The sequence below is a fragment of the Alienimonas californiensis genome (assembly GCF_007743815.1).
In the GTDB taxonomy this organism is placed as follows: Bacteria; Planctomycetota; Planctomycetia; order Planctomycetales; family Planctomycetaceae; genus Alienimonas; species Alienimonas californiensis.
This window is the reverse complement of sequence record NZ_CP036265.1, coordinates 441,644-454,507: the sequence shown is the minus strand read 5'-3', so window position 1 is coordinate 454,507 and position 12,864 is coordinate 441,644. Positions and strand designations below refer to the sequence as shown.

Sequence of the window (12,864 nt, the reverse complement as noted above, 5' to 3'; positions counted from 1 at the left end):
GGCCTACCGTTCGCGCATGGACGGAACCATGCGAGGGAGCGGTCTGCGCGGCCGCCGGGACGGATCGACGGGCGGGGCGTACGCCGCGTTGCTGGCGGCACTGCTGCTCGTCGGGTGGGCGACGCCGGCCTTCGCCCGGCAGGCGGAGGCTCCGCCCGACGCCGGGGCGAAGGGGGAACCGGCGGCCGGGACGGGGGAGCCGGTTCCGGTCGTCGTCGGCGAATCGTCGGATCAAACCACGGCCCAGCCGGCGCCCGCGGCGCCGCCGGAGACGCCGGAGCGGGCCGGTCCGCATCCGCTGGCCGCCGAGCCGATGAACCCGGCGGAGGGCCAGGAGCCGCCCCCCCCGCCGCCCGCGGAGGCGACCCCGTCGCCCGCGGAGTCGATCGAACCGCCCAAGGCGTCGACCGAAACGCCGACGCCGGCCGCCGCCGAGAGCGGCCCCATGCTGCCGACCGCGGAGCAGATCGCCGCGAAGCTCGCTCAGGTGAAGAGCGCCGGGGAGACCGACCCGCCGGCGGACAAACTCACCCCGGAACAGCGGGCCGCGGTGCTGGCGGACCTCGCCGCCGCCGCCGAGGCCCGCAAGCTATTGGACGTCGTCGCCGCCAATCGCACCGCCGCCGAGGCCGCCGCGGAAAGCGTGGAGGAAGATGCGAAGCGCCTGCAGGCCGAATTGGACGCCCTGCCCCCGGCGCCCTCGCCGGACAGCATTCGGGAAAGCTACGCCGAGACGTCGGACGCGGCGGTCGTCCTGGACCGCTCCAAGGCGGAAAACGACCGCGCCCGGCTGACCGACGAGCGGGAGAAACTTGCCGCGCCGGTCCCGGCGGAGCGGCGCGAGGCGGATCAGGCGGCGGCACTGCGGGAGAGACTGAAGCGGGCGACCGAAGCCGCCGCGGCCGCGGAGGCCCTCGACCCGGACACGCCCACGGACGTGGCGATCGCCCGGATCGCCAAGGCTCGACTGGAGAAGGCCGCCGCCGCGGAGTCCCTCGCCGCCCACAACGCCGAGAGCGTGCGGGCCGCCGCCGCCTCCGCGATCGGCCTGCCGACGCTGCGTCGCAATCTGCTGGACCGAAAGATCGCCGCCGCCGCCGCCCGCAGCGACGCCGCCGACGTCGAACTGAACCGCCGCGCCGCCGAGAAGGCTCGGGAACTGGTCGCCGCCTCCACCGAGGGCGACATCCCTGAACGACTCAAGCCGCTCGCCGCGGAGGTCGCCGCCTTGCAGGAGACCTACGAGAAGCAAAACGCCAAGAAATTCTCCGCGCAGCAGCAAACGGACAAGACGACCCAGAAGCTCACGCAACTGAAGGACCGCTGGGACCGACTGTCCGACCGGGTCGAAGATCTGGGGTTGTCGAACGCGGTCAGTGCCGCGCTTCGGCAGGCACGTCAGGAGATGCCGGGCCTGGAACTGATCAATAAGGGCATCGAGGCGCGGCTGGCGGAGATCGACCGCGCCATGATGACCACCGCCGACCACCGCGACGCCGTCGCCGAACTCCCCCCGGAGTCCAAACATCCCGACGTGGCGTACTCCCTGATGGCGGGGGCGTCAGAGGAGGGGCTCGTGGGTGAGGAGATGGACGCGGCGGTGCGGAAAGCCCAGGAGTTGTTGGACGTCCGGCGGAAGTTGCTGACGGCGTTGGCTCCGGAACTGGAAGACGGGACCAAGGGTCTGGACCGGGAGGTGACCGACGCATTGTCCGACCTCCAGGACGCTCAGGTGGCCTACCGCGACACGGTCGCCGGCTTTGCGGAGTACATCGACGAACGCGTGCTGTGGGTCCGCAGCGGCCAGCCGCTGAGCAAGGAGCAACTGGAGGCCGAACTGCCGGTCATCGCCGGTTGGGCGGCGCCGGGCGGGGTGCGCACGGCGGTGCAGACCACGTTGGAGGCGCTGCTGGCGGGGCTGTCGTCCCCGCCGACGGCGCTGGCGTTGGTCGTCTGCGTGGCGCTGATCGTCGTGCGAACGAGGCTCCGCGGCCTGCTGACCCTCTGGGCGGTCGCCCCGCGGCGGAAGGGGTCGCTGGACTTCAAATCGACCGGCGCCGCCCTCGTCGCCACCCTGCTGGCGGCTGCCGCCGGGCCGGCGTTGCTGGGCTGGTTCTCGTTCGTGCTGACGGACGGCTGGAGCCTGCCGAGCGGCGACGGCACGAAGGACGGACTGCCCGTCGCGATCGACGCCGCGGCGCTGGGGACCGCCGCGGGCTACGCGGCGGCGGTCTGGCTCCCGCTGACGCTCCTTCGGATCGTCACCCGCGCCGACGGGCTGGCGGACGCTCACTTTCAATGGCCCGGCGGAGCGGTCCGCCGCATCCAGCGGCAGGCGCGCTGGTTCGTCCCGCCGCTGTTGTTCACGGCGGCGGTCGCGGGGTTGCTCGGCTCCTCCGACCCGCTGCACGCCGGCGGCGGGTGGGAGCGGGTGGCGTTCGCGGCGGCCTGCGGGCTGGCCGCGACGATGCTCTACCGCCTGTTCCGGCCCGCCGGCGTGGTTTGGGACAGCATCCACAAGGTCGCCCCCGAAAGCCGCGCCCACCGGTTCCGCGTCCCGCTGTGCCTGTTCGCGGTGGCGGGCGCCGCGGCGCTGGGGGGGCTCAGCCTGTTCGGCTACCACTACACCGCGGGCGAGCTGGCCCGCCGGGCGTTGGGGACCGCGGTCGTGCTGATCGTGGTGATCCTGGTCCGCAGCGCCGCGGTGCGCTGGGTGACGATCTCCCGCCGGGCGATGCTGTACCGCAGCATGCAGCGGCGCCGGGAGGAAGCCGCCGCCCGGGAACTGGCCGCCGACCCGAACCTGCCGAGCGGCGCCTCGGCCGAGAGCCCCGCCTCCACCGGCGCGGGGCAGGGCACGGACATGCCTTCCGCGGACCTTTCCGCGCAGACCCGCACGCTTGTGACCGCCGCCGCGATGTCCCTGGGCGCCGTCGCCCTGTGGTTCATCTGGGCCGACGTGCTGCCGGCGCTGAACAAGCTGGACGACATGACGTTCAGCGGGTGGACCGTTCTCCGCGAAGCACCCCTGCTGGACCCCGACACGGGCGAACCGTTGACGAACAGCGACGGCGTCGTCCCGACGGAGATCAAGCCGGTCGCCATCAGCCTGTGGGACCTGCTGGTCGCCGCGACCGCCGCCGGCCTGACGGTGCTGGCCGCCAAGAACCTGCCGGGCCTGCTGGCCCTCAGCGTGTTCGACCGCCTCCCGCTGGACGCCGGCGGCCGCTACGCCGTTTCCCGCCTGGCCGGCTACGCCGCGGTGGTGATCGGCGTGCTGTTCACCGCCGGTCGTCTGGGATTCGAGTGGGAGAAACTGCAATGGCTTATCGCGGCCCTAACGGTCGGTCTGGGCTTCGGCCTGCAAGAGATCGTGGCCAACTTCGTCTGCGGCGTGATCATTCTGTTCGAACGCCCGGTGCGGGTGGGCGACGTGGTCACGGTCGGCGACGTGACCGGCGTGGTCAGCCGGATTCGCATCCGGGCCACGACCATCACCAACTGGGACCGCAAGGAGTTCATCGTCCCGAATAAGGAGTTCGTCACCGGGCGCCTGCTGAACTGGACGCTCTCCGACGCGACGAACCGCATCGTGATCGAGGTGGGCGTGGCCTACGGCAGCGACACGCAGTTGGCCCGCGACCTGATGATCGAGGCCGCGACCGAGGCCCCGCTGGTGCTGACCGACCCGGCGCCGGTCGCCACCTTCGAGGGCTTCGCGTCCAGCTCGCTGAACCTCTTTCTGCGGTGCTACCTGCCGACCCTCGATCAGCGATTGCCGGTCATTTCGGACCTGCACGCCGCGATCGACCGGAAGTTCCGCGCGGCCGGCATCGAGATCGCCTTCCCCCAGCAGGACCTGCACCTCCGCAGCGTGCCGCGGGGGATGCTGATCGGCGCCCGCGGTCTGTCCCCGAACGGCGAGGGGGCGGAGGGCGGCTCGTCCGGAGACTCCGATCCCGGCGGTGCGGCCGACGGAAGGTCGGCGTACAACGGTCGATCCCATTCGGCCTCGGCGTAGCGGGCGCCGGCGGGAGCGGTCGGAGCGGTTGCGAACCCGACGGGGAGCGGCCGTGTCGGACGGGGCGGAACGGGAAGGGAAGCGAGGCGGCCGGCGCTTGCCGACCCGCCGATCGGCGGCTACCCTTGCCGCCCGCAGCCTCGGACGCGAAAATCGCGTCCGATGGAGCATGGTGGCATTAGCTCAGTTGGTTAGAGCGCCGGATTGTGATTCCGGAGGTCGCCGGTTCAAATCCGGTATGCCACCCTTTCAAAATAGGGGTCAGAGGCCCCTTGGCGTGAGACGCGCGCCGCGTGAGACACTTCGTGAGACGTTTTTTGCGGAAGGCCGCGTAGGCGTCGCCCCGAATCGACCTCTCTCCGTCGTCAGGTCGCCCGCGTCGTCAGGTCGCCCACAGCGCGAAGGCGTACGGGTTTGGGTTTCGGTCCCGCCGGAGGAACGCCTCGCGCGGCGGGCGGAACTGGCGGACGGTCGTCGTGTCGGTCGCCGCCCCGCTGCTCGACGCCGCCCGGGCGCTCCAGTTCCTCCGCTTCCACGCCGCGGAGCTGAATCTCGTCGCGGATCGGGTTTGCTCGACCGGCGGCAGCCCGGGCGAGGGATGCGGTTCACGGACGCCCACTCGCCGGCTTCGGTTTGCACTCCCGGCCGGGACGATCTGATCGTCGGTCAGGGCGGCGGGGGGCTCGGCGGGATGGCCTGCCCCCCGGAAACTGGTTCAGTGGTTGTGAGCGTCTCGAGCCGATGAACTCGGAAGGATGATTCGACTCTGACCGAGCGACGCAAGCGGCACACCCCCGAGGAGACGCCGGGGCGGGCTGCGGCCGTGGCCGCCAGTTCCGGGCCGCCCCCGCCACGGAACCGGCGTCCGGCCCCGGCCCCTGCGCCGACCCGCGGCGGGGCCCCGGCCTGCGACGTCGACCGTCCGGTTCTTGGGGAGGCTGTTCGTCGTCCCGGGGGACGCCGTCTCGCGGAAACGGTCGGGGGTCGCGCCGTCAGCGCAGACGGCGGCATGGTCGATCGACCGGCGAGGCCGACTCGTCATCAGGGCGGCTCCGTTCTCGAGGGCGCCGATAGGAATGGCGATTGGGAGCGGAGCGACCGCTTCTCACCGGCCGGCCCCGGCGCCCAAGTCGTGGCGGCGACGCGGGGCTGCGAAAGGGCGGGACCGGCCCGGCGCGGCCGGGGCGCTTGTCCGGCAAGTCAACGTCTGGCTAGGCTCGCCCTTTCCCCGCCCTTCGTCGACCCGGAGAGCCGCACCGTGCTGGTCCCAACCCGGACGGAACTGCCGGATCTCGCCCCGCCGACGGCCGACCGGCTCCGGAGAGGCATCCCAAGGCGGCCCCACGCACCACCGGTGGGCGGAGGGAAACTGCGTCGTCCCGGGCTGGTCCGGAGAGGCGCCATGACGGCGGCGTTCCGCGGGGCCGTCGCGGTTCTGATCGTCGCCGCGGCGCGACCCGCGCCCGCCGCAGAAGGGGTCGACTTCGCCCGCGACGTCGCGCCGATCCTGGAAGCGCGCTGCGTCCGCTGCCACGACCCGGCGGAGCGGAAGGGGGAGCTCTCGCTGGCGACGGCGGACGACCTCGTCGCGTTCGGCTACGTCGTTCCCGGCGACGTGGGGGGCAGTCATCTGCTCGACGTGGTGCGTCCGTCGGACGACGGCCCGCCGACGATGCCGAAGGAGAGCGCCCCGCTGTCGGAGGAGGAGGTCGCGACCCTGACCGCCTGGGTCGAAGCGGGGGCCGTCTGGCCGGCGGGGGTCGTCGTGGAGGAACGGGCCGCGACCGACAAGTCGTTCTGGTCGCTACGTCCGCTCGCCGACCCGGAGCCGCCCGCGCCGGAGGGGCTCCCGGAGGCCTGGACCGCGAACCCGATCGACCGGTTCGTCTTCGCGCAGCTCCGCGAGGCCGGGCTGGAACCGAATCCGTCGGCGGACCGCCGCACGCTCGTCCGGCGGGCGACGTACGACCTGACGGGCCTGCCGCCGACGCCCGAGGAGGTCGAGGCGTTCGTCGCCGACCCCTCGCCCGACGCCTACGAGCGGTTGATCGATCGCCTGCTCGACTCGCCGCGGTACGGCGAACGGTGGGGTCGCCACTGGCTGGACGTCGCCCGGTTCGGCGAGAGCAACGGTTATGAGCGGAACGTGCTCATCGACGGGCTGTGGCCGTACCGCGACTACGTGATCCGGTCGTTCAACGAGGACAAGCCGTTCGATCGGTTCGTCCTCGAGCAACTCGCCGGAGACGTGCTCGGGCCGGGCGACCCGTCAGTCGAGGTCGGCACGTCGTTCCTCGTCTGCGGTCCGTACGACGACGTCGGGAATCAGGACGCGGCGGCGGCGGCCGTGATCCGGGCGAACACGATCGACGACATGATCCGTGCGACCTCCGAGGCGTTCCTCGGCCTGACGGTCGGGTGCGCCCGCTGCCACGACCACAAATTCGACCCGATCACCCAGGCGGACTATTACCGCTTCTACGCGGCCTTCGCCGGCGTCCGGCACGGCGCCCGCGAGATCGCCTCGCCGGAGCAGCGGGGGGAGCGGGACGCGGCGCTCGCCCCGCTCCTCGCCGGCCGCGGGGAACTCGAGGCGCGTCGGGCGGAGTTCGTCGCGGCGATCGCCGCCCGCGCCGAGGCGCACGCCGCCGAGCGGGAGGCGGGATGGACCCGTCCGCCCGCCGACCGGGGCGGCGTCGAGGAGCGGTTCGGGGCGACCGAGGCGAAGTTCGTGCGTCTGGTCGTCGCCGGGACCGACCGGTCCCCGGCGACGCCCTCCAACTTCCGGATCGACGAGTTCGAGGTCTATTCCGCCGGCCCGGACCCGCGGAACGTCGCCCTCGCCTCCGCGGGGGCGCGGGCGACCGGGGCGAGCCGCAGGGCCGACGATTTCCAGGACGCCTACGCCGCGGCGCTGGCGATCGACGGGCGGTCGTCGACGCGGTGGCACGCCCAGGAGCCGATCCTCACCGTCGAACTCGCCGCCCCGGCGACGATCGACCGCGTCGTCTTTTCGGCGGACCGGGAACGGCAGAGGCCGTCGGAGCCCTTCGCGGCGGAGTACCGGATCGAGGTTTCGGCCGACGGCGAGCAGTGGACGGCGGTCGCCGACTCGTCCGACCGCAAGCCGCTCGGCGACGACCACCGGCGACACCGCCTGTTCGAGGCGGAGATCACGCCCGACGAGCGGTCGCGGATCGCCGAGTTCGACGCCGAACTCGCCGAGGTCGGCCGCCAGATCGCCGCGGTCCCGACGTTCCCCTCCTGGTGGGTCGGGACGTTCTCGCTGCCGAAGGACCGCGACGTCCGCGTGTTCCTCGGCGGCGACCCGCAGCGGCCGGGCGACCCGGTCGCACCGTCCAGCCCGGCTGTGCTCTCGGAGGTGACGACCGGTTACCAGCTCGACGCCGACGCGCCCGAGCCCGACCGCCGGCTCGCGCTCGCGCGGTGGATCGTCCGCGACGACAACCCGCTCACCCCGCGGGTCCTGGCGAATCGACTCTGGCACTACCACTTCGGCACAGGCCTGGTCGCCACGCCGAGCGACTTCGGCGACATGGGGGCGCGCCCGAGCCACCCGGCACTGCTCGACTGGCTCGCCGCCCGGCTGCGGGCGGACCGCTGGCGCCTGAAGCCGCTGCATCGCCGGATCATGCTCTCGCAGACCTACCGCCAGTCGTCCGAGTGGCGGTCGGAGCCCGCCGCGGCCGATTCGGGCGATCGCCTGCTCTGGCGTTTTCCGCCCCGCCGGCTCGACGCCGAGGAGGTCCGCGACACGGTCCTCACCGTGTCCGGAAAGCTCGACCTGCGGGCGGGCGGGCCGGGATTCCGGCTCTACCGTTACCTCCAGGACAACGTCTCGACGTACGTCCCGCTCGACGAGCACGGCCCCGAAACCTACCGCCGGGCGGTCTATCACCAGAACGCCCGGGCGGCGTCGGTCGACCTGCTGGCGGAGTTCGACTGCCCGGACAACGCCTTCGCCGTCTCGAACCGCTCGTCGACGACGACCCCGCTCCAGGCGCTGACGTTGCTGAACCACCGTTTCACGCTCGACATGTCCGGGTGCCTCGCCGCTCGGCTCGAACGCGAGGCGGGCGTCGAACCGGCGGCGCAGGTCGACCGGGCCTTCGCCCTCTGCTTCGGCCGCCGGCCCGACGACGCCGAGCGGGGGGCGGCCGTCACGCTCGTCGTCGACCACGGCCTGCCCGCCTTCTGCCGGGCGATGCTGAACTCGACCGAACTCCTCCACATCGACTGAGGTCCCGGGCGATGTCCCTTCAAGAATCCGCAGCGCCGCCCGAGCCGGAGCTCTCCCGGCGGAGGCTGCTTAGCCGCGCGGGGGCCGGTCTTGCGGGGGCCGGTCTCGCCGGCATCGGCCTCGCGGACCTGCTGGCGCGGTCCGGGACGGCGGGCGAATCGGCGGGCGGCCCTGGATCCGGCCCTGGAGCGACGCACCACGCGGCCAAGGCGAAGCGGGTGTTGCAGATCTTCTGTCCGGGCGGCGCGTCGCACATGGACCTCTGGGAGCACAAGCCGGCCCTCGACGCGCACGACGGGGAGCCGCTGCCGGGGGAGCCGCTCGTCTCGTTTCAAGGTCGAAACGGTCCGCTCATGCGGAGCCCCTGGCCGTTTCGGCCGGCCGGCGAAAGCGGCAAGATGATCTCGTCGATGCTGCCGGGAATGGCCGAACACGCCGACGAGATCGCCTTCGTCCACTCGATGACGTCGGAATCGAACACGCACGGCCCCGGCTGCGTGTTCATGAACACCGGGCACACGTTCGAGGGCTTCCCGAGCGCGGGATCCTGGGTCGGCTACGCCCTCGGCAGCGCCAACGACAACCTGCCGACCTACGTCGCGATCCCCGACCTGCGGGGCGAGCCGCCGAACGGCAAAGCGAACTGGAGCAACGGCTTTCTGCCGGCCGAGCACCAAGCGGTCGTCCTCTCGGCCCAGCAGCCGATCCGCAACCTCGCCCGCCCCGGGTCGATCGCGCCGGCGACCGAGCGGGCGACCCGGGATTACCTCGAGTTTCTCAACGGCCGGCACGCGGAGGAGCGGCCGGGCGATTCGGAACTGCGGGCCCGCGTCGCGGCCTACCGGCTCGCGGCGCGGATGCAGCTCTCGGCCCCGGAGGTCGCCGATCTCTCCCGGGAAACCCGCGAGACGCACGCCCTGTACGGCACGGACGACGGGAACCGGCTCAAGGCGGCCTACGCCCGGAACTGCCTGCTCTCCCGCCGGTTGCTCGAGCGGGGCGTCCGGTACGTCAGTCTCTACTGCGCCTCGCGGGCCTCGGGGGTCGACGGACTTCTCAACTGGGACGCCCATAAGACGCTGAAGTCCGACTACGAACGGCACTGCCCGGTCTTTGACGGGCCGACCGCCGCGCTGCTCACCGACCTGAAGCGTCGCGGCCTGCTGGACGACACGCTCGTGCTCTGGACGACCGAGTTCGGCCGGATGCCGACCCGCCAGGAGGGCGTGGCCGGGCGGGACCACAACCCGGACGGCTTCACCTGCTGGATGGCCGGGGCCGGGGTGAAGGGGGGCGTCAGTCACGGCGCGACCGACGAGTTCGGCCGTCGGGCCGCCCTTGACCCGGTCACCGTCTGGGACTTCTACGCGACGGTCCTGCACCTGCTCGGCTTCGAGCACACGCGGCTCACCTGGTACAACAACGGCCTGGACCGCCGGCTGACGAACGTGCACGGCACGCTGATTCGCGACGTGCTGGCGTAGCGGGCCGATTCACTCCGCCGGCCTTTTCGCCTTCAGCTCGGCAGCGTTCGGGCCGGCGGCGGGGGCGGGTCGTCGCGACCGGCCATCAGATTCCAGTACGCCCACGACCGGGCGTCGTACACGCCGGCCGGCGCCGCGTCGAGGACCGCCCGCAGGTCCGCCACGGTCGGGAGTTGCTCCCGGAGCGCCGCCAGATCCGCCTCCCCGCCGTAGGTCAGCACGTGCGCCGCGAAGCGGGCCGTATCGGCCGTCGCCCGCCGGTCGTCGAAGGCGCCGGGGACGAGCCGCTCCCGCCGGCCGAGGTCCTGCCGTCCGTCGGTGATCGCCACGGTCGCCGCCCGGCCCGCCGCCCGGCGGGGGAGCGGGGGGCCGTCCGCCGGCGGCTCCGCAGCGGCCTTCGTCGCCGACCGACTGCTCCGCCGGGACGACGGAGCGCCGACGGCAAAACCGGTCACGGGGGCGACCGCGTGATCGACCGCAGGGCTCGCATCCACGACGCTGCATACGACTATGCTGTACGCTATGATGCGGGGCCTGCTCAGCGTCGATCACGCTCAACTCACCTGCAACCACTTCGGCCGCGACCTCCGGCGGACCGATGTGCATCGCTCGGTGGCGTAGGCGATCACTGCGGAATGCCACGGACAAAAGCGATGCTTCACATTCGACGTTTACTTTGTTCCAGCCTCGTCCTCTGTCTCGGGTTCGCCGGCGTCGCCGGCGGAGCGGAGCCGTTCGAGGGGTTCCTGGAAAAGCACTGCATTCACTGCCACGGCCCGCTGCTCGAGGAAGGAGACATCCGGATCGACCGGCTGTCGCGCGACTTCAAGTCCGGCGCCGACACGCATCACTGGGCGGAGGCGATCGACAAGGTCAACAGCGGCGAGATGCCGCCGGCCACGGAAGCGCAGCCGACTCAGGACGAAATCGCCGCGTTCGTGGCGAATCTGGACGCACGACTCAAGGAAGGCCGGGCGGCGCGAATGGCGGCGCGGCCGGCGGTGGCGCATTATCGACTGAGCCGGAAAGAGTATCAGAATACCGTCTACGATCTGCTCGGCGTGCGATACGACCCGACGAAGCCGGGCGAATTGAACGAGGACACGCTGTGGCACGGCTATGAGCGCATCGGCTCGCAGCTTTCGCTGTCGCCCTCGCATGTGGACCGCTATTACCGCGCCGCAGACCTCGTGCTGGATCGCGCCTTTCCCGCGGCGCCGGGCGAGGCTCGCACAGTCCGGAAGACCGCGGCGGAGTTGCGGTACGGCGGCGGAAAAGCCCAGCAGGCGGCGTTGGACCGCTTCGGCGTGAAGCGTCCGCTGCGTTATCTCCTGTACCCCGGCAACGTTCAGCCGGCGCTCGCTCCGCACTGGTTCGGCAGGACGGGGCCGGAGCAGAGCGGGCTCTATAAGTTCCGCGTCCAGGCCAGCGGAATCCGTCCGCCCGGCGGCCAGACGGCCCACCTCAGCGTCGGCGTGCGGACCGGCGAGGAGACCGTGGACGGGCTGATCGAATTCGACGTGACGGCGACGGAGGACGACCCGCAGGTTTATGAGTTCGAGGCGTTTCTCGAGATGCCCGCGACGCTGCATTTCTGCGTGGTCTCCACCGACGTGGTGGACCGCCGGCAGGGCGCGGCCTTCCGCAACGCCCTCGGCAGCAGTTCGTATATTTTTACGCACAGCAGCGAGACCGCGCTCCTGAACCCGAACGCGCCGCAGATGTTCGACGGCGACGGCAACGGGATCTTCTCCACGGTGATCCTGGACTGGATGGAATGGGAGGGGCCGCTGGTCACGGAGGAGGAAGCGTCTCGACGGCAGGGAGTCGTCCCGCCGGAGGACGCCGCGCCCGAGGCGGTCGCGGACTATCTCCAGCGATTCGCCGAGCGCGCCTGGCGACGCCCGGTGACGGTGGATGAACTGGAGAACTACCTGCAGTCCTACCGCGAGGAACGCGATGCGGGCGAAACGACGGCCGGCGCCTACCGGATCGCCCTGCAGGGCGTGCTGACGTCCAGAAACTTCCTCTATCTCGTCGAGGGCGACCCGACGGCCCGCGCACGACTGACCGACGCGGAACTCGCCGCGCGGCTCTCGTATTTCCTGTGGAGTTCGATGCCCGACGACGGCCTGTTCGCCGCGGCCCGGGACGACGCTCTGGAGGGCGAAGTCCTGGAAAAGGAAGTGGACCGGATGTTGGCGGACGGCCGCATCAACCGCTTTATCGATGATTTCTCGCGGCAGTGGCTGCAACTGCACCTTGTGGGGACGTTCCCGCCCGACAAGGCGCTGTACCCGACCTACGACGACTGGCTCGAAACGAGCATGCGGGCCGAACCGGTCGAATATTTCCGCGAGATGTTCGCGAAGAACCTGCCCGTCGAGGACTTTCTCGATTCCGACTGGACGATGGCGAACGCCCGGCTCTGCGATTTCTACGGACTGCCCGCCCCGAAGACGGGCGGATTCCAGCGCGTCTCGGTCAAGCCCAAGGACCATCGCGGCGGCCTGCTGACGATGGGCGCGGTGCTCGGGTTAACCTCGGACGGCACGCGCCATCGCCCGGTGCATCGCGGCGTCTGGGTCAGCGAAGCGATTTTCAATAAGACGCCGCCGCCGCCGCCGGCGAACGTGGACCCCATCGAACCGATTCCCCCCCAGGGAACCAAGATCACCATCCGCCAGAGAATTGAAGCCCACGCGAACAACGCGAGTTGCGCCGCCTGCCATCGGAATATCGATCCGTTGGGACTGGCGTTCGACCAGTACGACGCCGTCGGCCAGTGGCGAACCCGCGAGCAGGTGCCCACCGGCGTGGGCGAGGATCCCGTGGTCGACGCCTCCGGCGTGATGCCCGACGGCCAGACGTTCGCGGATTCGGCACAATTCAAACAGCTCCTGCTCGAAGACCGCGACGAGGTCGCGCGGGCCTTCATCGAGCATCTCTGCACGTACGCCCTGCGCCGCGTGCTGACCGTCGACGACCAGGACGGCGTCCAGGCCATCTTCGAAGAGGCGAAACGAGGCCAGTATCGGGTGAAAGACGTCGTGCGGGCCGTGGCCCTGTCCGACCTGATGAGAACGCGCTGAGAACGG

The 12,864-nt window shown here is 71.4% G+C and carries 5 protein-coding genes and 1 tRNA gene; 5 read left to right on the top strand and 1 reads right to left on the bottom strand.

Annotation, left to right across the window (positions count from 1 at the left end; genetic code table 11):
• Nucleotides 1-16: 16 nt before the first annotated feature.
• The 4 genes from CA12_RS21770 to CA12_RS01745 all read left to right on the top strand — a co-directional run bounded on the left by CA12_RS21770 (nt 17) and on the right by CA12_RS01745 (nt 9,766).
• Nucleotides 17-4,021, top strand: coding sequence for a mechanosensitive ion channel domain-containing protein (locus tag CA12_RS21770; RefSeq protein ID WP_165700498.1), 4,005 nt, complete (start codon nt 17-19; stop codon nt 4,019-4,021).
• A 172-nt stretch (nt 4,022-4,193) separates the two neighbouring features.
• Nucleotides 4,194-4,267 (top strand) — tRNA-His (locus tag CA12_RS01755).
• 1,156 nt (nt 4,268-5,423) lie between these two features.
• Complete coding sequence (locus CA12_RS01750; RefSeq protein WP_145356997.1) at nt 5,424-8,282, top strand: DUF1553 domain-containing protein; 2,859 nt, start codon at nt 5,424-5,426, stop codon at nt 8,280-8,282.
• An 11-nt stretch (nt 8,283-8,293) separates the two neighbouring features.
• Complete coding sequence (locus CA12_RS01745; protein ID WP_145356995.1) at nt 8,294-9,766, top strand: DUF1501 domain-containing protein; 1,473 nt, start codon at nt 8,294-8,296, stop codon at nt 9,764-9,766.
• Nucleotides 9,767-9,798: 32 nt separating this feature from the next.
• Here CA12_RS01745 and CA12_RS01740 read toward each other — a convergent pair whose 3' ends face one another.
• Nucleotides 9,799-10,221 carry a hypothetical protein gene (locus CA12_RS01740; protein ID WP_145356993.1) on the bottom strand — a complete coding sequence of 141 codons (423 nt, stop codon included), beginning with the start codon at nt 10,219-10,221 and terminating at the stop codon, nt 9,799-9,801.
• A gap of 198 nt (nt 10,222-10,419) precedes the next feature.
• Between CA12_RS01740 and CA12_RS01735 the strand changes: the two genes are divergently transcribed.
• On the top strand, nt 10,420-12,858 hold the full coding sequence (locus CA12_RS01735; RefSeq protein ID WP_242688098.1) for a DUF1592 domain-containing protein: 2,439 nt from the start codon (nt 10,420-10,422) through the stop codon (nt 12,856-12,858).
• Nucleotides 12,859-12,864 lie beyond the last annotated feature (6 nt).